The organism is Betaproteobacteria bacterium (genome assembly GCA_016709965.1).
Taxonomy (GTDB): domain Bacteria; phylum Pseudomonadota; class Gammaproteobacteria; order Burkholderiales; family Rhodocyclaceae; genus Azonexus; species Azonexus amarohabitans.
Map to the genome: position 1 here is coordinate 491,088 of JADJLT010000001.1, position 26,019 is coordinate 517,106.

Genomic DNA, 26,019 nt, shown 5'->3' on the forward strand with positions numbered 1-26,019 from the left:
GTCATTGGTGGCTAAGAACTCCTTTGCATGGATATTACAAATACGTCCTTGATTGCCTGGGGTTTCGGTCTCGCCGCCTTCGGCTATATATCGCTGTCAATTTACCTACTCTCGTTTGGTAGCGATTGGCGGACGGGCACACGTCCACGGAGGATGGTCGTTGTCGCCTCGCTTTCAACTTTATGGGCTTTAGCCAGTCTGCTTTATGCGCTGAATAATCGGGCTTTATTTCTTGTCTCTTCGGCGTTAGCAGACGTCATCAGGTACGGAGCATGGTACGCGTTCGTTATTGCTCTGCTCGGTCCAACCGGCGACTCAAACACAAAACCTTTGCTTCCCCCCTGGTTGACCCTGACCTGCTGGCTATTGGTCACTTCCGGGGTCACGGTTCAGGTTTCACTCGCAACGGGCTGGCTGTCACCACAGGAATGGCTACGCACACTGATCTTTCATGGATTGGCGGAAGCGGTGATCGGGCTGGTACTCGTCGAACAATTGTTCCGAACCGTTTCCGAAGACTCCCGCTGGAATATCAAACCACTGTGTCTCGCTTTACTTTTCCAATTCGTTTTCGACGTCTATCTCTTTTCTGACGCAATGATGTTCAATCGCATTGATGGAGATGCATTAACTGTTCGTGGTTTTGTTCACGCGATAAGCATTCCACTGCTCATGCTCGCAACAGAACGAAGCCAAGACTGGACCTCAAGAATTCGTCTTTCCCAAAAAGCTGCATTTCACTCTGCGACGCTTCTATTGGCTGGGCTATATCTGCTTTTCATGGCAGGAGTTGGCTACTATGTACGTTACTTTGGTGGAGAGTGGGGCCGTGCTTTACAACTTGCTCTGGTATTTGCTGCGATGCTCCTCTTAGCAGTATTGCTAGTTTCCGGTTCTATCCGCGCAAAAATCAAAGTTTTAATAGGCAAGCATTTCTTCAGTTACCGTTATGACTATCGTGAAGAATGGCTGCGCTTCACCCAGGCCTTAAGCCTTGAGAATTCTCCGCAAACAATGGGGCAACAGGTAGTTCGAGGCTTGGCCAACATGGTGGAAAGCCCGAGCGGAACACTATGGCTTCGCGAGGCGGGCGCTGAGACCTATAGGCAACATGCGCGCTGGAATTTTCCGGAATGCGTTGTCGAAGTGCTAAAAGACGCCCCACTCTGCAGCTTTCTCCTAGCCAGCGGATGGGTAATTAATCTAGAAGAATATCGATGTTTTCCCGCTCGATACAGTGATCTGGAGATTCCCGAGTGGCTTTCCGAACTCCCAAATGTATGGTTGATAATTCCGCTAATGGCGGGTAATGAAATGCACGGTTTCGTTATTCTCGCAAGGTCGCGTACACCAATCAATGTCAATTGGGAAGTTAATGATCTTCTACGAACCGCCGGTTGCCAGGCAGCCAGTTTTCTCGCCAGAATGCAGGCAACCGAAGCCTTGCTTGAGGTTAGAAAATTTGAGGCTTTCAACAAGATGTCTGCCTTTGTAGTTCATGACCTCAAGAACATCATTACTCAACTTTCCTTAATGCTAAAGAATGCCGAGCGCCACCATGACAATCCGGAATTCCAGCAGGACATGCTGATGACCGTCAATCACTCCGTTGAGCGCATGCGTCAATTGATGATGCAATTACGGGAAGGAGCAACTCCCCCTGGTGGTATATGCGGTGTTAATCTTACTGATGTCATCCAACGCTTACAGAAAGACAAAATGAATCAAGGGAGATCAATCGAAATTCGCATTCAAGATCGATTGATTGCTCGAGGCCATGAAGAACGGCTCGAAAGAGTCATCGGACATCTAGTTCAAAATGCTTTGGATGCATCCTCTCCGTCCGACATGGTGTGGATTTCGGTCGCACGACACAATGACAAAGCCGCAATCGAGGTCGGAGACACTGGGAATGGGATGACTCAGGAGTTCATCCGTGACCGTCTCTTCAAACCATTTCAAAGCACCAAGGCTGCAGGTATGGGAATCGGCACTTACGAAAGTGCACAATACATTAGTGAATTGGGTGGAGAAATGCTGGTCGACAGCGAAAAACACAAGGGCACGCGAATTACAATAATAATTCCCTTATTTGTCATTCGTACGGATTCTGACCTTCGCGAGCAGGAGGCAGCATGAGCGCTGAAAAGGCCCGCTCGCTATTGATCGTCGAGGATGATCTCGCCCTGCAAAAACAACTTCGATGGTCTTTTGATCAATTTGAGACATTAACGGCTGTGGATCGCGAAAGTGCGCTGGCGCAAATACACCGACACTCACCGCCAGTTGTCACCATGGACCTAGGCCTCCCCCCTGATGCAGACTCGGTATCGGAGGGATTCCGACTACTCGAGCAGATTCTGTCAGCAGCGCCAGATACCAAGATAATCGTTCTAACAGGGCAGAATGACAGAGCCAATGCCCTACGCGCTATTGCCCTTGGCGCGTATGACTTTTTTGCCAAGCCTTTCGAACCAGAATTGTTAGCTCTAACGATAGACCGGGCATTTCGACTTTTTGACCTGCAACAAGAAAACCATCGCCTAGTCGCCACACAACATCCCGCTGCACTCACTGGTTTACTGACGCGTGATGCTGGTATGCAGCGAGTATGTAGAACGATTGAGAAAGTTGCTAATAGCAGTGCTACAGTCCTTCTCCTAGGAGAAAGCGGCACAGGCAAAGAATTGTTGGCGCGTGGACTGCATGAGTCTTCGCCTCGAAAGAGCGAAAGATTTATCGCTATAAATTGTGCCGCTATTCCAGAAAACCTGCTGGAGAGTGAGTTGTTTGGGTATGAGAAGGGCGCCTTTACCGGAGCCTCCAAAACCACTCTTGGAAAAATTGAGACGGCTAACGGCGGCACCCTAATGCTTGATGAAATCGGCGACTTACCCATGCCGCTTCAAGCAAAACTATTGCGTTTTCTTCAAGAGCGGGTCATCGAACGTCTGGGAGGACGCCAAGAAATTCCTGTTGATGTTCGCATCGTCTGCGCTACACATCAGGATTTGAAATCGCAAATCTCCAATGGCAACTTTCGCGAGGACCTCTATTACCGATTGGCAGAAATCGTCATATCGATTCCCCCATTGCGCCAGAGAAATGGTGATGCGGCGTTGATGGCACACGCATTCGTGCATCGGTTCGCGAATGAGCAAAAGCGTGGGAATATGACCTTGGGTGAAGATGCCGTTCGCACCATTGAAGCGTATGGGTGGCCGGGTAATGTGCGAGAACTAGAAAATTGCATCAAACGTGCTGTCATAATGGCCGAAAGTTCTCGAATTACCCGGGAAGATATTGGACTGGATGCAACGGTTCCCGACGAAATTGAATTCATTGACCTACGGAAAGTTCGTGACGAAGCAGAGCGTCAAGCGATCGTCACAGCGCTGGGACGAGCCAATGGCAACCTTCTTCGCACCTCTGAAATTCTTGGTATTAGCCGACCGACCCTATATGACCTGATGCACCGGTTAGGCTTGAAATAAACCCACTTCCACGAAGGCACTAATTATGCAAACTTCCCACCAGACGCTCCCCAAGAGTATTTCGGCACTAGTCCTATCATTGATCCTTACTTCGTGTGGTGGAGAGTCTACTGAGAACCTTATCGCTTCTAGCAAGGCCTATCTGGCCAAGAGCGATACAAAAGCAGCAGTTATTCAATTAAAAAATGCTCTGCAACAAAATCCAAAACTTGGCGAGGCGCGTTTTTTACTGGGATCAGCGCTACTGGATAGTGGTGATATCGCCGGAGCTGAAGTTGAGTTACGCAAAGCGCTGGAGCTAAAGCATCCCGCCGACCAAGTTGTACCAGTGCTCGCACGTACGATGCTAGTTGGGGGAAAAGCGAAAAAATTACTAGAAGAGTTCGGCAAAACAAAGCTAGCAGGGGGGGAGCCTCTTGCGGCATTGAATACTAGTCTCGCTACAGCAAATGCGTCGCTTGGCAATCTAAATGCGGCAAAAGAACTTCTAGCTGAAGCGCTGGCCACACAACCAGACTATCTTCCAGCCCTACTCGCAGATATTCGGGAAACTGCCGCCAATAAGGACCTGCTTGGCGCTCGTTCAAAGATTGATGCTCTTTTGTTGAAAAACCCAAGTAATCCAGAAGCGTTACTAATAAAGGGGGGGTTACTGGGCATTGATGGCAAAACCAACGAGGCTCTTGCAGAATACCAAAAAGCCATTGAAGTAAAACCCAATTATTTGGCTGCCCACTCTGCAGTAATTACATCCTTTCTGCTAGAAAACAAATTAAATGACGCGGCAAATCAGCTAGATGCGCTAAAAAAAGTCGCTCCCAACCACCCCCAAACTATATATTTCGATACACAAATTAACTACCAGCGCAAAGAGTTTAAAGCAGCTAGCGAATCTGCACAGCAACTCCTTAAAATTTCACCCAACAACCCAATGGCTCTGCAATTAGCAGGTGCCATTGAGTATCAGTTAAACTCATATCTGCAAGCTGAAGCTTATTTAGCGAAGGCATTACAAATTGCCCCTGAATTGATGCCAGCCCGACGTTTGCTAATCGCCAGTTATCTGCGAGCTGGGAAACCAGATAAGGCGCTAGATGCCTTACAGCCTGTACTTAGTTACATAGACAAGGACCCGGAGCTACTGGCACTTGCGGGTGAAGCATATTTGCAGAACGGAGAGCCCAATAAAGCTGCAGAGTATCTAGCAAAAGCCAGCAAACTCGAACCAGACAATGCCGCGAAAAAAACCTCTCTTGCCTTGGCGCATATGGCCCAAGGTAATTCAGAAAATGCGCGCCAAGAACTCGAACAGATTTCTGTTTCAGATAAAGGCATTACCGCAGACCTCGCCCTGATCGCCGCGTACCTACGGAGTAACCAACTCGACAAAGCACTGAAAGCCATTGAAAGCGTTGAAAGAAAGCAGCCTGACAACCCAGCAACCTACAACCTTCGTGCCCGTGCACTTCTCGCCAAAAACGATATGGATGGTGCCCGCAAGAGCTTCGAAAAGGCACTGGCCGTTAACCCGACATTCTTTCCCGCAGTTGCTAGTTTGGCAAGACTCGATCTTATTGACAAGAAGCCTGACGAAGCGCGGAAGCGCTTCGAGACTTTACTAACACTTGCCCCCAAAAACTTTCAGGCTCTACTTGCCCTTGCCGAAATGAAAGCAGCCAGCGGTGGCACGCCGGATGAGATAACCGCAGCCATTGGAAAAGCAATAAGTGCCGGCCCAAGCGAAGTCGGGCCTAGGCTTGCGCTGATTCAGTACTACCTGAAAACTAAAGACACCAAAAAAGCGCTGGGAGCTGCCAATGAAGCTGCAACATCAATCCCCGACAAACCAGAAATTCTTGATGCACTTGGAAAAACTCAGCAGTTAGCAGGTGACCTCAATCAGGCGCAAATCACCTATGGAAAATTGTCATCCATTCAACCTACCTCACCTCTCCCTTTGCTCCGTTTGGCTGAAATCCAGTTTTCAAACAAAAATAAAGATGAGGGTATAAAGAGCCTGAAAAAAGTATTGGAGATCAAACCAGACAACCTCGATGCCCAGCGAGCCCTCATTCTAGTGGCAATGGAAAACAAGAATCAGGGCAGCGCGCTTGAGATCGCTCGGATGATACAAAGACAACGCGCGAAAGAAGCAGTTGGCTATCTTCTTGAGAGTGACATCCATGCATCCAGCAAAGCTTGGTCCGAGGCAATCAGCACTCTTCGTAACGGTCTAAAGCAGATACCGACCACTGAGTTGGCAATCAAACTTCACACTTTCCAACGTGCCTCCGGAAATGCCGCAGACGCCGAACAGTTTTCGGTCTCGTGGTTAAAAGATCACCCAAAAGATGTTGGTTTCAGAATGTATATGGGCGATCTGGCGAACTCACAGAAAAACTATTCCCGCGCAGTTATCCACTACCGTAGTGCGCTTAGCTTGCAACCTAACAACGCATTAATTCTTAATAACCTGGCTTGGGCAAGTGGCCAAACAAAAGCACCAGAGGCACTTGAGTACGCTGAAAAAGCTAATCAGCTTGCCCCCAATCAACCAGCATTCATGGACACCTTAGCCATGCTACTTGCAGAAAAAGGCGAATCTTCAAAAGCCATCGAATTACTCAAAAAAGCTATTGTCATGGCCCCACAAGCCAGTGTCCTTCAGCTAAACCTTGCCAAACTTTTCATCGCCACAGGGAAGAAGGATGATGCGAGGAAGGAACTGGAGGCTTTGGCTAAAATCGGCGAAAAATTCTCAGGTCAAGCTGAAGTCAGCCAATTGCTGAAATCGCTTTGATATCGCTTTTTGGAACATTTGCTGAATAAATGCCAACCTAAAATTAAAAACAATAGTAATCATTGATTTAGTTGATGTTGCCGTCAGTCGTCGGCAGCATAAATTCTTTTAATTACCCAATTTCCATCTAGAATAATCGATAAAACGTTATCAATAGTATCTAATGCATGATAAACATCATATGTTTGCCAACGCAGTTAGTTATTGCCGTCAGGCTTTTATAGTGAGTAAACCATGAAGCGCTCAAGGAGCATTCTCAATCGGTACTGCTACCCTTGGGTTCTTTATTTTCTGATCACTACCAGTGCCGTGAGCACATCGGCGTTTGCTTCAGACACCACTGAGCCTAAGCTTAAGGAACGCGCAACGAATTTGCGAGCTGAAGCAAAGGCATTCGAGCACGGCGATGGTGTTCAGCGTGACCCTGAAAAAGCGGTTGAACGCTATTGCGAAGCATCACGCCTCGGAGATGCTGAAGCTCAATATAATTTGGGGTGGATGTATGCCATGGGCCGTGGCATCGCGCGTGACGATGCTACGGCAGCCTATTTTTTTACGATGGCCGCCAAGCAAGGTGATGCCCTTGCCGAACGTATGCTTCGTCAAGTAGGTTCCCCAATTGCCCAACCACCCACCTGCCTGGCAGAACCTGATATCCACGACACGGCAGGTAGCGATATGCTCGCTAGAGCGACACCCGAACATCGCAAGGTGATGGATCTCGTGCGGAAAATCGCGCCTGAATACGGGATCTACCCTCGACTTGCAATGGCAATCATCCGAGCAGAATCTAATTTCAATCCGGGCGCCCTTTCACCTAAAAATGCACAGGGGCTAATGCAACTAATTCCAGAAACGGCTGCGCGCTTCAATGTCCAAAAGCCATTTGATCCGGAACAAAACATCCGTGGGGGGCTGTCCTACTTGCGTTGGCTACTTGCCTATTTTCAGGGAAACATTACCTTGGTTGCAGCAGCCTATAACGCTGGTGAAGGAGCAGTAAATCGCTACGCCGGCATTCCGCCATTCGCAGAAACTCAAGGGTACGTTCGGCGAATCAGAGAGATATTTCAGCGTGATGATCATCCCTTTGATGCGAGGATTACATCTCCCTCACCAGCACTACAAAAAATCAGTTTGCGCAGGACAATGTGAAGACTCTCCGTTGGTTTATTGTTCTAGCTGTCTCGATTCTCGCTTGTGTTCACCACCAAGTAGCAAGAGCAGATTTACCTGATGCCATAGGTCGGACCAAGCCCTCTATCGTCGTTGTTGGGACCTACAAAAAAACTAACAGCCCACAGTTTGTGCTACGTGGCACAGGATTTATTGTCGGCAACGGAAATCAAATAGCAACCAATGCCCACGTTATTCCTGAGGGTTCTGATCCCGATGGTCCAATGCTTGTGGTGCAGGCACGCACCATCAACGGCGAAGTACAAATAAGACCGGCTCAGTTAATCATTCGTGACAAAGAACATGATCTAGCAGTATTGAATATGCCAGGACCACCGCTTCCCACATTAATACTTGCAAACTCCGACGCAGTACAGGAGGGCCAAGAGATCGGATTCACCGGCTTCCCGATCGGCGGAGCACTCGGTTTTTCACCAGTAACCCATCATGGAATTATTTCTTCTATTACTCCAATCGCGTTGCCCAGCGGAAACTCCAAACAACTCAATGGAAAACTAATCCACAAACTGAAAGGAGATGTTTTCAATATATTCCAATTGGATGCAACGGCCTATCCCGGGAATAGTGGTAGCCCGGTTTTCGATAGCCAATCCGGAGAAGTTATCGGAATAATCAATATGGTGTTTATCAAGAGCACCAAGGAGGCTGCCCTGAGCAATCCTTCCGGGATTTCATATGCCATACCGTCAAAATATTTGAAATCCTTGCTTATTCAGCATTAAAGCGGCGTTTGTTCAAGGGGCTTCTTTGCTGAACGGCCGAATAAATTAGCCGTTTTATGAGCCAGATGCACTGCCAATAGCCGATTTGGGAGGCGCAAATATATCTCGCGGTAGCTCAGCAAGGCATCAGCAAACCCTTGCCAAGGTGATCGAGTATCCGAATGCCTAGTCGACGCTGAGCACCCAACAAGACAAACAAATACCCCAAGTTGTTCAGATACGATCCGATCAGGGATTGGCGTTCCAAAAATGCGTTTCGCAAGTGACAATGCCTGTTGAGCAATTTTTTCCAATCCAACTTCTTGGGCTCGCTCTATCAGGGAATCAGCGAAATTTTTCGATTTTTTAGAAAATTGACGAAATAGCAGATCGATATCCCAAAGATCTCGTAGGCCACGTTCAAACTCCGAATTTAGCATCAGATGACTGGCCGCATGAAGGAGCATGTCTTCATCTTTAAGGCGCCACCAAAACCCGCAACCATCAACAGGTATGGCGTCTCTGATCATTTTTTCTGAATCAACGGCAATGCGACATGTTGGCATCACCAGCGAGTGATGAAGGTCAATCGTCGTGCCTCGGCGTCGGTGGGTCATAGGAGGTATCTCATGAGACCACTCGCGATAGTAACGCTGGTCATAAGGTTCGAGTTTACTGCCGACCCAACCGTTGAACATCAAGGCCTGCTCAGCTACGCCAATATATTGTTTTGGCACAAGGACATCAATATCGCTAAAAACTCGCCCTTCCGCGGCAGCATTGCCCATCAAGACATAGGCAGCACCTTTGAGCAAAATAACGGGGGCGCTTAGGCCCGATAAGGCATGCTGTATATGGTCAAGTTCTCGCCGTACATCGCGCTGAAATGCTTCGACATGGACCAACGCCGATTTACTATGGATTTGCAAACTCTCGGGAAAATATTTCCCGAGAGTTTGTGGAGACAGGTACAACGCACTCAGACGACCCAGGAGTCCTGAGCGCCGTGCCTCCGAAATCATTAGACAGTACTCTTCTGCAGTCAGTTGCTCCAGAGCCACGCTCCCGGCCAGCAATCCAATCAATGGAGAAGACCTAGCCACGTTGCTGCACCAACTCTTCGAGTACGTCTCGCGCCTCGTCCAATGAGGAATACTCGATCTCCCAAGCCTCAGCATTTCTTACCAGAGAGACAAGGCGCTCAAAGCCAGTGGTGCCAAGAATTGAATAGTTGAATGCCTGGTCGATGAGTCTTATCGCAGCCTGCCCCGAGGCCACCGGATCGACTCGCAGCGTAGCCCCAGCAGTCCATTTTGGAAAGATAATCAGGCGTGGAGATGCTGCGACATTGTTATAGGCTGGCGACGTCGCTGGCACCTTGAGGTGGGCAACTGTACCCTTGTGCGTATCCTTTGCCAAGGGACCAAAAATGGCCGACGGGTGTCTAGAGCGCATTACCTCAATGGAATTATTTTTTAAGCTAACCGGGCGTGTTAGGGGTACTAACTTAACCTCACTATCGATCAAGGCGAGTTCATCGGATAGTAGTCTCCATCCATTCAGCGCTAACTCCGCCGACAATGTACTCTTCCCGCTGCCGGAAACAGCCGAAAGCAAAACGCCCTTTCCCTCCCATTCAACGACCGCTGAATGAAGAACGAGATAGTTATGAAGGTAGGAGGCGATCGCCCAATTCAAACCCCACTCGAATAAAGCGTGTGAATGGCCGACTTTCATTGGTTGGAATGGCGCCTCCCCAGAGAACTCAAAGGTCACGTTCCGGCGGAACCAACGACGCAATTTCGAAGGAGGAGCGAGTGCGATATCGAAATCGAAGGTACCACCGTCAATTGATACAGGGTGGTCGGCGTAGAGTTGGCGGAACACATCTATGAACTCTGGAACGACGCTCGATATCTTGAGAGAAAGAGTCCCCAAATACAATCTAAACCGTCCGGTTCTCAACGCAAACAAGAGTTCGCGCTCAGTGCAATTGGCGAGAATCAACAGCGAATGACCAGTTTCGAGTTCTCGAGAGAACTCAGAACATCCGAAAAGTCCAAGTTGCCATTAAAGACCGGTGCCACCATCGAACTTAAAGTGGATTCTGAAACCACACCCGCATTGCGCAGCAAATTGAACAGGATAAGGGCACGATCATTGATGAGCGTGGTGGCTCCAGTATTCTGATCAAAAATCAGCGCTGCACCTTCTGCCAGAGGCTCAAGTAACAAATTAGCGACAGGAGCAACGTTATTTGCATTCACCACTTCAACCTTAGGGGACCGGCTTAACTCCATGAGTCTGTCAGATAGTCCATAACCTGAGCAGGGGTCAAAGGCGCACCCACGGGATAAGTTCCCGCCCACATAGCCTTCAAGATATCCAATGTATAACAGGTCTGACCTTGAAAATTATTGAGATTAAGATAAGCAGCCGCGAACGCTTGTTCAGAACTAGTACCTTGGTTCCCACCATCCAGAACATTTTTCATCGTTTTGGACGCTCCGTTTGTAAAAACCGTTGAAAAATTAACCGAGCGACCGACAATATTATTCCATTGGTTATTACTCAACGCATCCCACTGGTCCGGTGACAAGGCTCCCCAAGTCTGTTCGCGATCGCGGCCTGTAGTGTGGCTGGTAGTCAGCGCAATCGAAGCATGCGCTGAAACGGTTGAACAGGTCGCCGCCAAAGCTGAACGCGCGGACACAGTTAGAGAAACAGGAACTGCGATACCCACGCCACGCACAAAGCGCCGGCGTCCGGCATTTCCCTGAGGACTCGCTTTTCCTTCATTATTTAACAAATCGCTCATAGCTATTCCTTTTCGGCTTGATTTACGCCCAGATAAAGCATGCTAAGCAAATATCATGCCGAAATAATTAATCCATATTTTTCAAAATCTTACATCACGCTACTTTGCTTGCAGCGACGAGACACGGCCAATCTGTAAAGTTTTCCGACAACTTTGACTGCTTTTAGCCATGGTAAACCAACGCCACGGAGATTAACGTGGCAATATTTCACAGATCCTAGCCTAAAGTCACCAAAAGATATGGGCGCGTGTTTTTGCTTGCCTATGCCGAGTATCGGTCCGATCAACCTTAGCATTTTCGGATCAATTTAAACCTGAGAGTGGTGTGCCCGGAGGGACTCGAACCCCCGACCTGCTGCTTAGAAGGCAGCTGCTCTATCCAGTTGAGCTACGGGCACTTGAGGGTGATACAAAGAGGAATTGGTCGGGGCGGTGGGATTCGAACTCACGACCCTCTGCTCCCAAAGCAGATGCGCTACCAGACTGCGCTACGCCCCGACACGAGGAGCGCATTTTAGCACCACGCAGAAACCCGCGCCATATCAATAGCCTATCTTTGTGTAATAAAGATTTCTTGCCTCTCAACGGCCTTCATGATATTTAATCGATTTTTACGTCACCGGGACGCACAAGAACATGGCAGAAGAACTGCTCCATAAGCACTTCGCTCCATACCAGCCGAAAGCTGGTGAGGATTACATGAGCGCGAAGCAACTTACTCATTTCCGCAAGATTCTCGAAACGCTCAAAAAGGAGTTGGGCGAAGATATCGACCGCACCGTTCATACGATGCAGGACGAAGCGACAGTATTTGCCGACCCTAATGATCGGGCCAGCCAGGAAACCGACATGGCGATCGAGTTGCGCAATCGCGACCGCGAACGCAAGCTGATCAAGAAGATCGACGAGACACTCGCCAGCATTGAAAGTGGTGATTATGGCTTCTGTAACAAGTGTGGTGTCGAGATCGGCATCAAGCGCCTGGAAGCCCGCCCAACAGCGACGCTTTGCATTGATTGCAAGACGCTGGATGAGCTGAAAGAAAAACAGATGGCAAAGTAACTTGCCGTTTGGCATTACCACGGTCAACCGGGAAAAATGCCAAAAAACAAAGGGCGCCTAGGCGCCCTTTGTGCATCCAGACTAACTTGGAATCTTACTGTTGCTGAGCAGCATCGGCTGCTACCGGTTGGGCGGCCGCAGTACCTTCTTCTGAAGCAGCAGCCTTCATCGACAGCTTGACGCGACCACGGTCGTCGGTTTCAAGAACCTTGACGCGAACGATCTGGCCTTCCTTGACGTAGTCTTCGACCTTGTTGACACGCTCCTGAGCGATCTGCGAGATGTGCAGCAGACCATCCTTGCCCGGCAACACGGAAACGATTGCGCCGAAATCAAGAATCTTCAGCACGGTGCCTTCGTAGATTTTGCCAATCTCAACTTCAGCCGTTATCGCATCGATACGCGAACGAGCAGCAGCGGCGGCTTCACCGCTGGTGGCAGCAATGGTGATCGTGCCATCGTCCTGAATATCGATCGTGGTACCGGTTTCTTCAGTCAAGGCACGGATAACTGCACCGCCCTTGCCGATAACGTCACGGATCTTTTCCGGATTAATCTTGAAGGTGTACAGACGCGGTGCGTAGGCCGACATTTCTTCACGCGGGCCAGCAGCCGATTCCTGCATCAGATTCAGGATATGCAGACGAGCCTCCTTGGCTTGCGCCAAAGCAACCTGCATGATTTCCTTGGTGATGCCCTGGATCTTGATGTCCATCTGCAACGCGGTGATACCACCGGTCGAGCCAGCCACCTTGAAGTCCATGTCACCAAGGTGATCTTCGTCGCCCAGAATATCGGTCAGGACGGCAAAACGATTGCCTTCCTTGATCAACCCCATGGCGATGCCCGCAACGTGCGCCTTGAGCGGCACACCAGCGTCCAGCAGCGCCAGACAGCCGCCGCAAACGGAAGCCATCGAGGACGAACCATTGGATTCGGTAATTTCCGAAACCAGACGCATCGAGTAGGAGAAATCTTCCGGCTTCGGCAGCACGGCGAGCAGCGCGCGCTTGGCCAGACGGCCGTGACCGATTTCGCGACGCTTCGGCGTACCGACACGACCGCATTCGCCGGTGGCGTACGGGGGCATGTTGTAGTGCAGCATGAAGCGGTCGCGGTATTCACCAGCCAAGGCGTCGATGATCTGTTCGTCGCGGTTGGTACCCAGCGTGGCAACAGCCAGCGCCTGGGTTTCACCACGAGTAAACAGAGCTGAACCATGGGTACGCGGCAGCACGCCTGAACGCATGGTGATCGGACGCACGGTGCGCGTGTCGCGACCGTCGATACGCGGTGCACCGCTCAAGATGCGACCACGCACGATGGAAGCTTCAATTTCGTGGAACAGGTTACCGACGGTGTTTTCGTCAGGCGCGCCTTCACCCGAGCACAGCGCAGCAATGGCTTCAGCACGGATGACCTTGACGGCCTGGCTGCGCGTTTGCTTGACGGTGATGCTGTAGGCTTCTTCGAGCTTGGCGCTAACCAGAGCTGACAGACTGGCAACCAGCGCTTCATCCTTAGGTGCAGCTTGCCATTCCCATTCCGGCTTGCCGGCTTCTTCAACCAGTTCGTTGATGGCGTTAATCGCCTTCTGCATTTCAGTGTGGCCAAAAACGACAGCGCCGAGCATGATCTCTTCGGACAACTGGTCAGCTTCGGACTCAACCATCAGCACGGCAGCTTCGGTACCAGCGACGACGAGGTCGAGCTGGCTACCCTTGAGCTGGCTGAGGGTCGGGCACAACACGTACTGACCATCGATGTAACCAACGCGGGCAGCGCCGATCGGGCCGTTGAACGGCACACCGGAAATCGCCAACGCAGCGGAAGCACCGATCAGGGCCGGAATATCGGAATCAACTTCCGGATTCAGCGACATCACCGTGGCAATGACCTGGACTTCGTTATAGAAGCCTTCCGGGAACAACGGGCGGATCGGACGATCGATCAGACGGCAAGTCAGCGTTTCCTTTTCGGAAGGACGGCCTTCGCGCTTGAAGAAGCCACCAGGGATACGGCCGGCAGCGTAAGTTTTTTCCTGATAATCAACGGTCAGCGGGAAGAAATCCTGGCCCGGCTTGGCAGTCTTGGCTGCCACAACAGTTACCAGCACCACGGTCTCTTCCATGGAAACAAGAACGGCACCGCCAGCCTGACGGGCTACTTCGCCGGTTTCAATGGTGACCTGATGGGCACCATAGGCGAAGGTTTTTTTCACAACATTAAACATAGTTTCCTTTCACTCTCATCACAATTAACGACACAACAACAAAACAAAAAAGCGGCCGGGATAATTCCGGGCCGCTCTTTTTTTGCTTTGATCCGGCTTACTTGCGCAGACCAAGGCGGGTAATCAGGGTACGGTAAGAATCAATGTTCTTGCCCTTGAGATAATCCAGCAACTTGCGACGCTGATTGACCATACGCAGCAGGCCACGACGGGAGTGGTGATCCTTCTTGTGCTCTTTGAAGTGCGGGGTCAGATCGTTAATGCGGGCGGTCAGCAAAGCAACCTGGACTTCCGGAGAACCGGTATCGCCCTTGGCGCGCTGGAAATCGGCGACGACGCCGGCTTTGATTTCAGTGGTGAATGCCATTTCAAACTCTCTTTCATGAAAACGACGCCGCCCCGGTTTGATAGAGCCAGCGCCAGTGGATAAAATTTTCCGTTGGCGACGGAAAGCGTAAGATTATATCAGTTAATCAGCCAGTTGAACCAGGCGTTTTGGCCACAAACGCTCCCCAGCACCGGGTTCGCCGATACCGATGAGACGGGTTCCCTCATAGACCCTTATCTTGCCAACCAGACCGGCTGGCAGATCAACGGGATTACCATGGCGAAAACGCTGAGCTGCCTCGCCCTCGACGGCAAGGACAGGCAAAGTGTGCAGCAAGGCATCAACCGGCTGGAGATGGGCTAAGCGCCCAGCCTCATCAAGCGACTCAAGCTCGGCCAACGTCACTGCCCCTTGCAATTCAAGATCACCAACCCGAGTCCGGCGCAACGCTGACAGATGCGCGCCGCAGCCAAGTGCTGCGCCGATATCGGCGGCCAAAACACGAATGTAGGTGCCTTTGCTGCAAGCGACCCGTAGCATCAGGCTGTCTTCGGTAAAATCGATCAGGTCGATGGCATAAATCGTCACCGCCCTCGCCTCGCGTTCGACCACGATGCCTTTTCGGGCAAGCTCGTAGAGCGGACGACCGTCACGCTTCAGTGCCGAATGCATCGGTGGAATTTGCTGAATATGCCCGGTGAAGCGCGGCAAAATTTCGAAAATTGCCTCTTTTTTCACGTTGACCGCAGCAGTTGCCGTCACCTCGCCTTCGGCATCACCAGAATCGGTAGTCACGCCTAGCTTGAGCACCGCCTCGTAGGTTTTGTCAGCATCAAGCAGATCAGCTGAGAATTTCGTTGCCTCACCGAAGCATAATGGCAACAAACCAGTCGCCAAGGGGTCAAGGGTGCCGGTATGCCCCCCTTTGGCCGCAGAAAAAAGACGGCGCACCTTCTGCAAAGCATCGTTTGAGGTAAAACCGATGGGTTTGTCGAGCAACAGAACACCATCGACCTGTTTCCAGGCCTTCTTGACTTGCATGAGCTGATTAGTCTTCTGGTGTTTGATCGCTCAGGGCATTCGCCTGATCGATCAGCAGCGACATGCTGGCGCCATGCTCAATGGAGTTGTCGTAAACAAAATGCAATTCCGGCAAAGTGTGGATATGAATCCGCTTACCGAGTTCACGACGCAAGAAACCGGCTGCCCGCTTCAGGCCACGCTCAATCTCTTCCAGATGATCGGAATTGAGTGTCGTGAAGAACACCTTGGCATGGGCGTAATCCGGTGTCAGCTCGACAGCCGTCAGGCTGATCATGCCAACCCGCGGATCCTTCAGTTCTATCCGAATCAGATCTGCAAGGTCGCGGCGCACCTGCTCCGCGACCCGATCACTACGCTGAAATCCTTTTTTTTTCATTACAGCGAGCGTGCCACTTCCTGGATTTCGTAAGCCTCGAGCTGATCACCCACCTGGATGTCGTTATTGCCGCGTAGCGACAGACCACATTCGAAGTTGGAACGCACTTCCTTGACGTCGTCCTTGAAACGCTTGAGCGAGTCGAGTTCGCCGTCCCACTGCACCACGTTATTACGCAGCAAACGGACACGGGAGTTGCGCTTGACGAGACCTTCCAAGACGTAACAGCCAGCGATGGCGCCAACCTTGGATACGAGGAAGACTTGACGAATTTCGACCATGCCAGTGATTTGCTCACGCTTCTCTGGCGACAACATGCCGGAAAGCGCCGCTTTGACTTCATCAACCGCGTCGTAAATCACGTTGTAATAACGGATATCGACACCAAAATTCTCGGCCAGCTTGCGGGAACCTGCATCGGCACGAATATTAAAGCCGATGATGACCGCACCTGAAGCCTGGGCCAGATTGACATCGGATTCGCTGATTGCACCAACAGCACCGTGGATGATCTGGACGCGGACTTCCTCGTTGGAAAGCTTCGCCAGTGTCTGAACCAGCGCTTCCTGAGAACCCTGCACGTCCGCCTTGACGATCAACGGCAGGGTCTTGACCTCGCCTTCAGTCATCTGAACGAACATATTCTCCAGCTTGGCAGCTTGTTGCTTGGCCAACTTGACGTCACGGAACTTGCCCTGACGGAACAGCGCGATTTCGCGCGCCTTCTTTTCGTCAGTAAGAACAATAGCCTCTTCACCAGCAGCCGGCACATCGGACAGCCCAAGGATTTCGACCGGAATGGACGGGCCGGCTTCGTTGATCGACTTGCCGTTTTCATCCAACATAGCGCGCACACGACCGAAAACCTGGCCAGCCAGCACGACATCACCACGCTTGAGCGTGCCCGACTGAACCAGCATTGTCGCCACCGCACCGCGTCCCTTGTCGAGACGGGCTTCGATGATCAGACCCTTGGCCGGCGCATTCTTCTGCGCGGTGAGTTCAAGCACTTCAGCCTGCAACAGCACCTGCTCAAGGAGTTCGTCGATACCGGTACCCTTCTTGGCGGACACTGGACAGAACGGTGAATCACCACCGTACTCTTCAGGAATAACACCTTCGGCAACCAATTCCTGCTTGACGCGATCCGGGTTCGAATCCGGCTTGTCGATCTTGTTAACAGCAACCACCAACGGCACACCTGCCGCCTTGGCATGGTGGATAGCTTCCTTGGTTTGCGGCATCACGCCGTCATCAGCAGCCACCACCAGAATAACGATGTCGGTCGCCTTGGCACCGCGAGCACGCATGGCCGTAAAGGCTTCGTGACCCGGAGTATCAAGGAAGGTAATCATTCCACGGTCGGTCTCGACGTGGTATGCGCCAATGTGCTGGGTAATGCCACCAGCTTCACCCGCTGCAACCTTGGCTCGGCGAATGTAGTCAAGCAGCGAAGTCTTGCCGTGATCGACGTGACCCATCACGGTAACAACCGGGGCACGCGGCTCAAGAGGCACATCCTTCTGTTCACCACCTTGGGTAACTTCGAGGAAGGCATCCGGATCGTCCAACTTGGCGGCAACGCCCTGATGGCCCATCTCCTCAACCACGATAATGGCTGTTTCCTGATCCAGCACCTGATTGATGGTAACCATGGAGCCCATTTTCATCATGACCTTGATGACCTCAGTGGCTTTTACAGCCATCTTGTGGGCCAACTCGGACACGGTAATGGTTTCCGGCACGTGAATTTCACGGACCAATGGCTCGGTCGGTGCCTGGAAGCTGCCTTGACCATCATCACCCTTGCTGGATTTCTTGTGGCCATGACGACCATCTTTCCAAGAGTTACCAATATCGGAACCGCGGGTCTTGATACCACCTTTTTTCTTGCCATCATCGGCGACACGGCCCTTGTCACCCTTCTTGCCAACAGCATCCGGCTTCTTGTGCAAGGTTCCCTTGTCGGCTGGCGCCGGTGCGGCACCTTCGCCGGATTTGGCGGCAGCGACCACCTGCTGCTTGGCCTGCTCCGCCACCTTGGCAGCAGCCGAGGCGACTTCGGCCTGCTGGCGCATACGAACCAGCTCAGCTTCTTTGGCCTGTTTTTGGCGGAGCTCACGCTCCTGAATTTCACGCAGCGTCGTATAACGACGGGACTCGGCCTCGCGCGCCTTCAATTCTTTTTCGCCGATGATCGCTGCGCGATCAAGGATCACGGGAGCCGGTTTTTCGACGGGCTGCTCGACAACCGGTTCAACCGGCGCCTGAACGACTACCGGTGCTGGCTCCGGTTCAGGTTCCGGCTCCGGAGCAATCTCGACGACCGGCTCGGGTATGGGCTCCGGCTCAGGTACGATCTCAACGACCTGAGGAAGTTCGGCTTCTAGCTCTTCATCAGGGAGGTCAATCTCCGATTCCGGCAAATGTTCGCCGACTTCGCGCTTGACCAGCACGCGCTTTTTGCGCACCTCAACCTGCACGGTCCTGGCACGTCCATGAGAATCTGTTGCCTTGATTTCCGACGTTTGCTTGCGGGTCAAGGTGATTTTCGTCTGCGACTCATCGCCATGGGCGCGGCGCAGATAATCGAGCAATTTTGCCTTGTCTTGATCGGTCAGGGCATCGTTGGCACCCTCTTTACCGACGCCAGCCTTGCCCAATTGCTCGAGCAGGGCCACGACGGGCATTTTGAGTTCAACGGCAAATTGTGAAACTGTTGTTGCGGACATACTTTGCTACCTCCCGCTCACTCGAACCAGTGAGCCCGTGCCTTCAGAATAATTTCCTTGGCACGCTCGTCGTCAATGCCGGTCATTTCGGTCAGTTCATCCACCGCCAGTTCCGCGAGATCGTCGCGGGTCTTGACGTTGTGACTAGCCAATTTGGCAGCCAGCTCCTTGCTCATCCCCTCAAGATCCATCAGATCATCGGAGACACCTTCCAGTTGTTCCTCGGTGGCAATCGCTTCCGTCAGCAGAATATTTCGGGCACGGTTGCGCAATTCATTGACGATACCTTCATCAAGACCGTCAATTTCCAGCATCTCGGCGAGTGGCACATAGGCCACCTCTTCCAGAGACGAGAAACCTTCTTCAATCAGCAGGTCTGCCAGCTCTTCATCAATGTCCAGCTTTTCCATGAAGGTCACGCGGGTCACTGCGTATTCAGCCTCGGAGCGCTTGGCCGATTCGTCCTGGGTCATCAGATTGATGGTCCAGCCGGTGAGTTCAGACGCAAGGCGAACATTCTGGCCATTGCGGCCGATAGCGATGGCCAGGTTATCCTCGTCGACCACCACATCCATGGCATGTTTTTCTTCATCAACAACGATGGAAGATACCTCTGCCGGCGATAGCGCACCGATCACAAACTGCGCAGGATCAGCAGACCAAAGAACGATATCGATATTCTCGCCACCGATTTCGTTGCGCACGGCAGTCACGCGGGAACCACGCAAACCGACGCAGGTACCGATCGGATCGACACGCGGGTCATTGGACTTGACAGCAATCTTGGCGCGCAGACCAGGATCGCGGGCACACGCTTTCAATTCCATCAACCCATCAGAGATTTCCGGCACTTCCATGTCGAAAAGCTTGATGACAAATTCAGGGGCAGTGCGCGACAAAATGATCTGCGGACCACGTGCATTGCGGTCAATGCGCAACAGATAGGCGCGAATGCGATCACCAATACGCAGATTCTCTTTTGGAATCATCTGATCGCGGGGCAGCAGCGCTTCGATCTTGCCGGCCTCAACGATGGCGTTACCGCGCTCCATGCGCTTGATGGTGCCGGAAACGACATGTTCCTTGCGATCAAGGAAGTCAGACAAAATCTGCTCGCGCTCGGCATCGCGAATTTTTTGCAGGATCACCTGCTTGGCTGCCTGCGCACCGATACGGCCAAAGTCGATCGGCTCCAGCCCTTCTTCCAGCGTATCGCCTGACTCGATCTCCGGATCATCCTTCTGGGCTTCGGAGAGCGGCATTTCCAGATATTCGTTGACGTACTCGTTGTCCGGCACGACTTGCCAGCGACGGAAGGAGTCGTAGTTACCCGTATTGCGATCAATCGAGACACGCACTTCAGCCTCGTCATGGATGCGTTTCTTGGTCGCCGAAGCAAGCGCAAGCTCAAGGGCGCCGAAAACGATTTCCTTGGCAACATTCTTTTCGCGGGCCAGTGCATCAACCAGCAGTAACAATTCACGGCTCATGGGCTAAAACCTCCTAGTCCTTCAGTCGAAACGAGGCACCAGACGTGCCTTCTCGATATTATTGAATTCCAGTTCCACATCGTCTTTTTCGAGGTGAAGCCCGACCTTGCCATCCTTGAAACCAAGGAGTTCGCCCTGAAAATTGCGGCGGCCGCCATGCGGAATGCGCAGCTTGATCTGGATATGCTGACCAGCAAAACGCTCGAAGTCTTCGGCTTTCTTGACGACGCGATCCAATCCGGGCGACGAGATCTCCAAGCGATCGAAATCGAAGTTTTCCACTTCGAAAACCCGGGTCAGCTGATTGGAGACCTTGGCGCAATCATCGACATCAATCCCGCTATCTCGTCCGGGTGCATCAATGAAGACGCGAATCGTACGGCCGCGCGGCGACATCTCGACATCAACGAGTTCATACCCCAGACCGACAACTGTCGTTTCAAGCAGTGCGTTTAAATCCATAGCCACAAATAAAAAATGGGCGAAACGCCCACCTCATAGAAAAAGATGCCCGCCAAAAATGACGGGAGGAAAAAACCCATAAATTATAGCGGATTTATTCCCCTCGGTAAATCGCTTTAGGCGCTTTCTGCGCCTTTTCGGTGCGTTGGCAGGTTGTTTTCGAGTTCTCGCATCAACATCTTGATTTCCACCTCTTTCAACTCACGCGCCATGCCGCGTTTCAGTTGCGGCGGCAGGACGAACGGGCCATAGCGGACACGAATCAGGCGGCTAACGGTGCACCCGACTGCTTCGAACATGCGACGAACTTCCCGATTGCGTCCTTCGAAAATCGTGACGCGATACCAGTGATTTGCCCCCTCGCCACCACCATCCTGCAAGGAACCGAAATTGGCCCGGCCATCCTCAAGTTCGACGCCATGCAGCAATTGCTGCTGCGCCTCCAGCGTCACCTCACCCAACACGCGTACAGCGTATTCGCGAACCAGCTCGGAACTCGGATGCATCAGTTTGTTGGCCAGATCGCCCGATGTCGTGAATAACAACAAGCCTGAGGTATTAAAATCCAGACGACCAACGTTGATCCAGCGGCCACCCCGCATACGCGGCAACGCAGAAAATACCGACGGGCGACCATCCGGATCGTCACGCGAGACAATTTCGCCTTCCGGCTTGTGATACATCAGGACGCGGGGGGGACGTGAGCTACCGGTGAAACGGATATTGATCAGACGGCCGCCGATCTTTACCTTGTCGGTCGGCACCACGGACTGACCAATGGTCGCCACAACACCATTGACGCTGACCTTGCCGGCGCTAATCCATTCTTCCATTTCACGCCGCGAACCGACGCCCGCTTGGGCAAGAATCTTCTGCAAACGCTCCGGCTTTGCTTCAACAACCAACTTGCCGTTACGAGCCACCGTGCCGCGACTGGCCCGGCCGGTTGCTGGCAACGCCGGACGGCGCCGCGATTTGGGTGCAGGCGCCGCCTCGGCCTCCGGCACCTCGTCGTGCGCTTCAGCAGTAGCGCGGCCACGCGGGGCCGGCTTACTGCGGTCAACCGGAAATTCGGGCTTTTTTTCAAATCCGCCTGGCTTACTTCCGGAACGAAATGGTGTGCGTTTATTAGTTTTCATAGTTCAGCTCCAATGTCTGGCTGATTTGTTCAAGCGGCGGAAGTTCGCTGACGCTTCTAAGTCCGAGATCGTCAAGAAACTGTTTAGTAGTGGCGAACAACGCAGGGCGACCGGGCGTTTCACGATGGCCAACGACATCGATCCAACCCCTTTCTTCAAGCGTTTTGACGACGTTGGTGTTGACCGCGACGCCACGGATTTCTTCAATATCACCCCGTGTTACCGGCTGGCGATAGGCAATAATCGCCAGCGTTTCAAGTACGGCACGCGAATATTTCGGCGGCCGTTCCGGATTCAGGCGTTCAATGTAGGGCAGATATTCGGCCCGCGTGCGAAAACGCCAGCCAGAAGCTAGCTGGATCAGCTCAACAGGACGTTCCGACCATTCCTCACGCAACTGGTCGAGCAGCTTGCGCAGGGTATCGCTCGACAGTTCCTCGTCGAACATCTTTTTCATGTCGGCAGGAGACATCGGCTCGCGCGCGGCGAGCAACGCTGCTTCAAGCACTTTCTTGACTAGGCTCGGATCCACCTTGATGCACTCTGACGTAAATGGGTTGAAAGGCTTCGGTCTGCGTAATTTCAATCAGTTTTTCGCGACCGAGTTCAAGCATGGCGAGAAAATGGACCACCAGTCCGGGAACACCCATTTCCACATCAAACAGGTTTTCAAACCGGACGAATCCGCCTCTTTCCTGGAGCACACGCAGGATAATGCCCATGTGTTCGCGCACCGACAACTCTTCTCGGCCGATCCGGTGATTCTTGTTCAGGCGGGCCTGCCGCACAACGACCATCCACGCGTTTTTCAGATCGTCGACCGAAACCTCCGGCAGCCGAACATAAAGCGATTTCTCAACCAGCGTCTCCACCCAGAAAAACTCGCGTTCAGCCTGCGGCAGCTGATTGAGATTCTGGCCGGCGATTTTCATCTGCTCGTATTCCATCAGCCGGCGAACCAGCTCGGCACGTGGATCTGCCGCCTCGTCACCCTCGCCCAGCTTTGGCCGCGGCAACAGCATGCGTGACTTGATTTCAATCAGCATGGCTGCCATAACCAGATATTCGGCAGCCAACTCCAGATTGCTGGCGTGCATGCTCTCGATGTAGTCGAGATATTGACGCGTCAGCGGTGCCATCGGGATATCAAGGATATCGACATTGGCCTTGCGTATCAGGTACAGCAACAGATCAAGCGGCCCCTCGAACGCATCGAGCATGATCGCCAGTGCATCCGGGGGAATGTAGAGGTCCTGCGGCAAATGCTCCAGCGGTTCGCCATAGATGCGGGCGACCGGATGAAAAAGCTCCGCCGTTACCCCCGGCTCCGGCGCATCAAGAACGACGTCCATGGTCACGAAGCCGCCGCGCGGCCCTTGCCCTTGTAATGCAGATGCAGATTGCGAACATAGATAAACAGACTTAGCGCCTGGCCGAAAATAAATACCGGATCCTTGCGATGAATAGCATAAATGGTCAGGACAATGCCGCCGGCCAGACTGAAATACCAAAATGAGACAGGAATGACGACCATCTTGGCCTGTTCGCTGCTCCACCATTGAATGACGAAACGCATCATGAACAGTGCCTGGCCACCAAAGCCGATGCCAATCCAGATCAGCGTTTCCCAGTCATAGCCGAACATCAGTTGTATTCCAGACCCATGGATTCACGCACATCGCGCATGGTTTCACGGGCGTATTCGCGCGCCTTTTCACAACCGTCGGCGATGATGTTTTTAACCAACGTCGGATCATCGAGATAAACCTGAGCGCGTTCGCGCATCGGTGCCTGCTCGCGCAGGATGCCGTCGATGACCGGCTGCTTGCATTCGATACAACCGATTCCGGCCGTCTTGCAACCCTGCTGCACCCATGCCTTGCAGGCATCGTCGGAATAGACCTGATGCAGTTGCCAGACCGGGCAGCGTTCAGGATCACCCGGATCGGTGCGACGCACGCGATTAGTGTCGGTCGGCATGCTTTTGACCTTCTTCGCCACTGACTCTTCCGACTCTCGCAAGGTGATCGTGTTGTTATAGGACTTCGACATCTTCTGGCCATCCAGGCCCGGCATTTTGGATGCTTCGGTCAGCAGATAGCCCGGCTCTACCAGAATCATCTTCCCGGTGCCTTCCAGGTAGCCAAACAGTCGCTCGCGGTCGGCCATCGACAAGTGCTGCACTTCGTCGAGCACAGCTTTGGCCTGCTCGATTGCGTCGCGGTCGCCATTCTGCTGAAAGCGGGTACGCATCTCTTCATAGAGACGCGCCTTCTTGCTGCCCAACTTCTTGACGGCCTCGCGCGCCTTGTCTTCGAACCCAGGCTCCCGGCCGTACATGTGATTGAAACGACGCGCCAGTTCTCGGGTGAATTCAACGTGAGGAATCTGGTCTTCGCCAACCGGCACCTTGTCTGCTCGGTAAATCAGGATATCAGCGCTCATCAGCAGCGGATAGCCGAGGAAACCGTAAGTCGAAAGATCCTTGTTGGCGAGCTTCTCTTGCTGGTCCTTGTAGGTCGGCACACGCTCCAGCCAGCCCAAAGGCGTCATCATCGACAGCAGCAAATGCAACTCAGCATGCTCAGGCACCTTCGACTGAATGAACAGAGTCGCCTGATTGGGATCAACGCCAGCCGCCAGCCAGTCAACAACCATGTCCATGGATGCTTTTTCGATGCCCAGCGGATTGTCGTACTGCGTGGTCAACGCATGCCAGTCCGCCACAAAAAACAGGCATGGGTACTCATGCTGGAGGTTGACCCAGTTTTTTAGGACCCCGTGGTAATGGCCAAGATGCAGCGACCCGGTGGGGCGCATGCCTGAGAGAACACGTTCTGCGTACATATATTGTTTAATAGAGACCAAAAATGAGTTCGATAGCCCACGTTGACAGATTGACCAGCGGGGTCATGACTGCGCCTAGCACACCGGTAAACAGAAGCACCAGCAAAATCGGGAATCCCCAGCGCTCAAGCTGGGCGAATTTATATGACATCGCATGCGGCAAGAGACTGACGGCAATTCGACCGCCATCGAGCGGCGGCAACGGAAACAGGTTCAAGACCATCAGCACACAATTGATCTGAATACCCATTTCAGCCATGCGGGCCAACGGCGTACTGAAAAATTGCGGCATCAACCAGGAAAGCTTGAAAGCCAGCGCCCAAGCGCATGCCATCAGCAGGTTGGCCCCTGGACCGGCAGCGGCGACCCAGAACATGTCTTTCTTGGGATTACGTAGGCGACTAAAATCAACGGGCACCGGCTTGGCGTAGCCGAACAGGAAATTTCCGCCGGAAAACAGCAGAATACTGAGCGGAATCAGAATGGTTCCAACCGGATCGATATGGCGCAGTGGATTCAGACTGATTCGCCCGGCCTGCCATGCGGTCGAGTCACCAAAGTAGCGTGCCACGTAGCCGTGGGCGGCCTCATGAAGGGTAATGGCGAAGACCAGAGGCAAGGCAAGAATCGTGATCGTCTGGACGATTGCGTTGATATCCATCATCTCTTAACCCAATCCAAAAGGGTCCAGAGAACCACGACCGGCGCGAATCAATTCAGGCGTGGCGCCGGTCAAATCGATCACCGTCGTCGGCTCGGTTCCGCAATGACCGCCATCGAGGATCAATTCCAGATGATCATCAAGACGATCCTGAATTTCCCAACCTTCGGTTAATGGGAACTCGTCTCCCGGCAATTGCAGCGTCGTCGTCAACAGCGGCTCATTCAATTCCTGCAGCAGCGCCAGCGCGACAGGATGATCCGGAACGCGCAGGCCTATGGTCTTGCGTTTCGGATGCATGACCCGGCGCGGCAACTCCTTGGAGCCCTCGAGAATGAAGGTATAACTGCCTGGCGTGGTTGCCTTGAGCAGTCGGTACTGGGCATTATCGACCCGTGCAAAGTGTGCAATCTCGGAAAGGTCGCGCACCATCAGCGTCAGATGGTGGCGATCATCGATCTGGCGAATCTGGCGAATGCGATCCAGCGCTTCCTTGTCGCCGAGATGGCAGCCAATGGCATAGCAGGAATCGGTAGGCAAAGCGACGATCGCGCCATTACGAATAAACTCAGCTGCCTGAACCAGCAGGCGTTGCTGTGGCGATTCCGGGTGAATATGAACGATACGCGCCACGA

Annotated in this window: 24 protein-coding genes and 2 tRNA genes; 6 read left to right on the forward strand and 20 right to left on the reverse strand. The window is 52.5% G+C overall.

The window, feature by feature from the left end:
- Window positions 1–27: 27 nt before the first annotated feature.
- The 5 genes from prsK to IPJ12_02445 all read left to right on the forward strand — a co-directional run bounded on the left by prsK (window position 28) and on the right by IPJ12_02445 (window position 8,213).
- On the forward strand, window positions 28–2,139 hold the full coding sequence (gene prsK, locus IPJ12_02425) for a PEP-CTERM system histidine kinase PrsK (protein MBK7646042.1): 2,112 nt from the start codon (window positions 28–30) through the stop codon (window positions 2,137–2,139).
- Window positions 2,136–3,494, forward strand: a complete 1,359-nt coding sequence (gene prsR / locus IPJ12_02430; protein MBK7646043.1) for a PEP-CTERM-box response regulator transcription factor — start codon at window positions 2,136–2,138, stop codon at window positions 3,492–3,494. The genes prsK and prsR overlap by 4 nt, the downstream gene beginning before the upstream one ends.
- A 25-nt stretch (window positions 3,495–3,519) precedes the next feature.
- Window positions 3,520–6,294 carry a PEP-CTERM system TPR-repeat protein PrsT gene (prsT, locus tag IPJ12_02435; GenBank protein ID MBK7646044.1) on the forward strand — a complete coding sequence of 925 codons (2,775 nt, stop codon included), beginning with the start codon at window positions 3,520–3,522 and terminating at the stop codon, window positions 6,292–6,294.
- A gap of 234 nt (window positions 6,295–6,528) precedes the next feature.
- On the forward strand, window positions 6,529–7,449 hold the full coding sequence (locus IPJ12_02440) for a transglycosylase SLT domain-containing protein (GenBank protein MBK7646045.1): 921 nt from the start codon (window positions 6,529–6,531) through the stop codon (window positions 7,447–7,449).
- Window positions 7,446–8,213, forward strand: coding sequence for a trypsin-like peptidase domain-containing protein (locus IPJ12_02445; GenBank protein MBK7646046.1), 768 nt, complete (start codon window positions 7,446–7,448; stop codon window positions 8,211–8,213). Before IPJ12_02440 ends, IPJ12_02445 begins: the two co-directional genes overlap by 4 nt.
- On the opposite strand, the gene IPJ12_02450 is transcribed toward IPJ12_02445, so the two are convergent.
- From IPJ12_02450 to IPJ12_02475, 6 genes are all read right to left on the reverse strand, one after another.
- The gene (locus IPJ12_02450) at window positions 8,210–9,295 is read right to left on the reverse strand and encodes a nucleotidyltransferase family protein (GenBank protein MBK7646047.1); all 1,086 of its coding nucleotides are present in this window, start codon (window positions 9,293–9,295) and stop codon (window positions 8,210–8,212) included. The two genes, IPJ12_02445 and IPJ12_02450, sit on opposite strands and share 4 nt — an antisense overlap.
- Window positions 9,288–10,199 carry an HprK-related kinase A gene (locus IPJ12_02455; protein ID MBK7646048.1) on the reverse strand — a complete coding sequence of 304 codons (912 nt, stop codon included), beginning with the start codon at window positions 10,197–10,199 and terminating at the stop codon, window positions 9,288–9,290. Before IPJ12_02455 ends, IPJ12_02450 begins: the two co-directional genes overlap by 8 nt.
- Window positions 10,196–10,459: a hypothetical protein gene (locus tag IPJ12_02460; protein ID MBK7646049.1), complete on the reverse strand. Its 264-nt coding sequence runs from the start codon at window positions 10,457–10,459 to the stop codon at window positions 10,196–10,198. Before IPJ12_02460 ends, IPJ12_02455 begins: the two co-directional genes overlap by 4 nt.
- A gap of 23 nt (window positions 10,460–10,482) precedes the next feature.
- On the reverse strand, window positions 10,483–11,010 hold the full coding sequence (locus tag IPJ12_02465) for a hypothetical protein (GenBank protein ID MBK7646050.1): 528 nt from the start codon (window positions 11,008–11,010) through the stop codon (window positions 10,483–10,485).
- Between the two features lie 321 nt (window positions 11,011–11,331).
- A tRNA-Arg gene (locus IPJ12_02470) sits at window positions 11,332–11,408 on the reverse strand.
- Between the two features lie 23 nt (window positions 11,409–11,431).
- Window positions 11,432–11,508: transfer RNA gene (locus IPJ12_02475), tRNA-Pro, on the reverse strand.
- A 138-nt stretch (window positions 11,509–11,646) separates the two neighbouring features.
- Between IPJ12_02475 and dksA the strand changes: the two genes are divergently transcribed.
- Entirely contained in the window at window positions 11,647–12,072 is a 426-nt protein-coding gene (gene dksA, locus IPJ12_02480; protein ID MBK7646051.1) for an RNA polymerase-binding protein DksA, read from the forward strand.
- 94 nt (window positions 12,073–12,166) lie between these two features.
- On the opposite strand, the gene pnp is transcribed toward dksA, so the two are convergent.
- The 14 genes from pnp to IPJ12_02550 form a co-directional block, all read right to left on the reverse strand.
- On the reverse strand, window positions 12,167–14,305 hold the full coding sequence (gene pnp / locus IPJ12_02485) for a polyribonucleotide nucleotidyltransferase (GenBank protein MBK7646052.1): 2,139 nt from the start codon (window positions 14,303–14,305) through the stop codon (window positions 12,167–12,169).
- A 97-nt stretch (window positions 14,306–14,402) separates the two neighbouring features.
- The gene (rpsO, locus tag IPJ12_02490; GenBank protein MBK7646053.1) at window positions 14,403–14,672 is read right to left on the reverse strand and encodes a 30S ribosomal protein S15; all 270 of its coding nucleotides are present in this window, start codon (window positions 14,670–14,672) and stop codon (window positions 14,403–14,405) included.
- Between the two features lie 102 nt (window positions 14,673–14,774).
- The gene (gene truB / locus IPJ12_02495) at window positions 14,775–15,674 is read right to left on the reverse strand and encodes a tRNA pseudouridine(55) synthase TruB (GenBank protein ID MBK7646054.1); all 900 of its coding nucleotides are present in this window, start codon (window positions 15,672–15,674) and stop codon (window positions 14,775–14,777) included.
- A gap of 7 nt (window positions 15,675–15,681) precedes the next feature.
- On the reverse strand, window positions 15,682–16,053 hold the full coding sequence (gene rbfA, locus IPJ12_02500; GenBank protein MBK7646055.1) for a 30S ribosome-binding factor RbfA: 372 nt from the start codon (window positions 16,051–16,053) through the stop codon (window positions 15,682–15,684).
- Window positions 16,053–18,785: a translation initiation factor IF-2 gene (infB, locus tag IPJ12_02505; GenBank protein ID MBK7646056.1), complete on the reverse strand. Its 2,733-nt coding sequence runs from the start codon at window positions 18,783–18,785 to the stop codon at window positions 16,053–16,055. Before infB ends, rbfA begins: the two co-directional genes overlap by 1 nt.
- Before the next feature lie 17 nt (window positions 18,786–18,802).
- Window positions 18,803–20,275 carry a transcription termination/antitermination protein NusA gene (gene nusA, locus IPJ12_02510; GenBank protein MBK7646057.1) on the reverse strand — a complete coding sequence of 491 codons (1,473 nt, stop codon included), beginning with the start codon at window positions 20,273–20,275 and terminating at the stop codon, window positions 18,803–18,805.
- Between the two features lie 21 nt (window positions 20,276–20,296).
- A complete protein-coding gene (gene rimP / locus IPJ12_02515) occupies window positions 20,297–20,737 on the reverse strand; it encodes a ribosome maturation factor RimP (protein MBK7646058.1) in 441 nt (146 codons plus the stop codon).
- 116 nt (window positions 20,738–20,853) lie between these two features.
- Window positions 20,854–21,876 (reverse strand): rRNA pseudouridine synthase, encoded by a 1,023-nt coding sequence (locus IPJ12_02520; GenBank protein ID MBK7646059.1) that lies wholly within the window; start codon window positions 21,874–21,876, stop codon window positions 20,854–20,856.
- Window positions 21,866–22,408, reverse strand: coding sequence for an SMC-Scp complex subunit ScpB (gene scpB / locus IPJ12_02525; GenBank protein ID MBK7646060.1), 543 nt, complete (start codon window positions 22,406–22,408; stop codon window positions 21,866–21,868). The genes IPJ12_02520 and scpB overlap by 11 nt, the downstream gene beginning before the upstream one ends.
- A complete protein-coding gene (locus tag IPJ12_02530) occupies window positions 22,377–23,228 on the reverse strand; it encodes a segregation/condensation protein A (GenBank protein ID MBK7646061.1) in 852 nt (283 codons plus the stop codon). Before IPJ12_02530 ends, scpB begins: the two co-directional genes overlap by 32 nt.
- 2 nt (window positions 23,229–23,230) lie before the next feature.
- The gene (locus IPJ12_02535; protein MBK7646062.1) at window positions 23,231–23,521 is read right to left on the reverse strand and encodes a lipid-A-disaccharide synthase N-terminal domain-containing protein; all 291 of its coding nucleotides are present in this window, start codon (window positions 23,519–23,521) and stop codon (window positions 23,231–23,233) included.
- On the reverse strand, window positions 23,521–24,723 hold the full coding sequence (locus tag IPJ12_02540; protein ID MBK7646063.1) for a tryptophan--tRNA ligase: 1,203 nt from the start codon (window positions 24,721–24,723) through the stop codon (window positions 23,521–23,523). Before IPJ12_02540 ends, IPJ12_02535 begins: the two co-directional genes overlap by 1 nt.
- Before the next feature lie 7 nt (window positions 24,724–24,730).
- The gene (locus tag IPJ12_02545) at window positions 24,731–25,378 is read right to left on the reverse strand and encodes a site-2 protease family protein (protein ID MBK7646064.1); all 648 of its coding nucleotides are present in this window, start codon (window positions 25,376–25,378) and stop codon (window positions 24,731–24,733) included.
- A gap of 12 nt (window positions 25,379–25,390) precedes the next feature.
- Entirely contained in the window at window positions 25,391–26,017 is a 627-nt protein-coding gene (locus IPJ12_02550) for a threonylcarbamoyl-AMP synthase (GenBank protein MBK7646065.1), read from the reverse strand.
- Between the last annotated feature and the right edge of the window lie 2 nt (window positions 26,018–26,019).

Bases quoted from the DNA above. Each gene is read 5' to 3' on its own strand.
- pnp (MBK7646052.1), bottom strand. From the start codon at position 14,305: ATGTTTAATGTTGTGAAAAAAACCTTCGCCTATGGTGCCCATCAGGTC.
- infB (MBK7646056.1), bottom strand. From the start codon at position 18,785: ATGTCCGCAACAACAGTTTCACAATTTGCCGTTGAACTCAAAATGCCC.
- truB (MBK7646054.1), bottom strand. From the start codon at position 15,674: ATGCAAGTCAAGAAGGCCTGGAAACAGGTCGATGGTGTTCTGTTGCTC.
- prsK (MBK7646042.1), top strand. From the start codon at position 28: ATGGATATTACAAATACGTCCTTGATTGCCTGGGGTTTCGGTCTCGCC.
- IPJ12_02535 (MBK7646062.1), bottom strand. From the start codon at position 23,521: ATGTTCGGCTATGACTGGGAAACGCTGATCTGGATTGGCATCGGCTTT.
- IPJ12_02520 (MBK7646059.1), bottom strand. From the start codon at position 21,876: ATGAAAACTAATAAACGCACACCATTTCGTTCCGGAAGTAAGCCAGGC.
- IPJ12_02440 (MBK7646045.1), top strand. From the start codon at position 6,529: ATGAAGCGCTCAAGGAGCATTCTCAATCGGTACTGCTACCCTTGGGTT.
- IPJ12_02465 (MBK7646050.1), bottom strand. From the start codon at position 11,010: ATGAGCGATTTGTTAAATAATGAAGGAAAAGCGAGTCCTCAGGGAAAT.
- prsT (MBK7646044.1), top strand. From the start codon at position 3,520: ATGCAAACTTCCCACCAGACGCTCCCCAAGAGTATTTCGGCACTAGTC.
- dksA (MBK7646051.1), top strand. From the start codon at position 11,647: ATGGCAGAAGAACTGCTCCATAAGCACTTCGCTCCATACCAGCCGAAA.
- rimP (MBK7646058.1), bottom strand. From the start codon at position 20,737: ATGGATTTAAACGCACTGCTTGAAACGACAGTTGTCGGTCTGGGGTAT.
- rbfA (MBK7646055.1), bottom strand. From the start codon at position 16,053: ATGAAAAAAAAAGGATTTCAGCGTAGTGATCGGGTCGCGGAGCAGGTG.
- nusA (MBK7646057.1), bottom strand. From the start codon at position 20,275: ATGAGCCGTGAATTGTTACTGCTGGTTGATGCACTGGCCCGCGAAAAG.
- rpsO (MBK7646053.1), bottom strand. From the start codon at position 14,672: ATGGCATTCACCACTGAAATCAAAGCCGGCGTCGTCGCCGATTTCCAG.
- prsR (MBK7646043.1), top strand. From the start codon at position 2,136: ATGAGCGCTGAAAAGGCCCGCTCGCTATTGATCGTCGAGGATGATCTC.
- IPJ12_02540 (MBK7646063.1), bottom strand. From the start codon at position 24,723: ATGTACGCAGAACGTGTTCTCTCAGGCATGCGCCCCACCGGGTCGCTG.
- IPJ12_02530 (MBK7646061.1), bottom strand. From the start codon at position 23,228: ATGGACGTCGTTCTTGATGCGCCGGAGCCGGGGGTAACGGCGGAGCTT.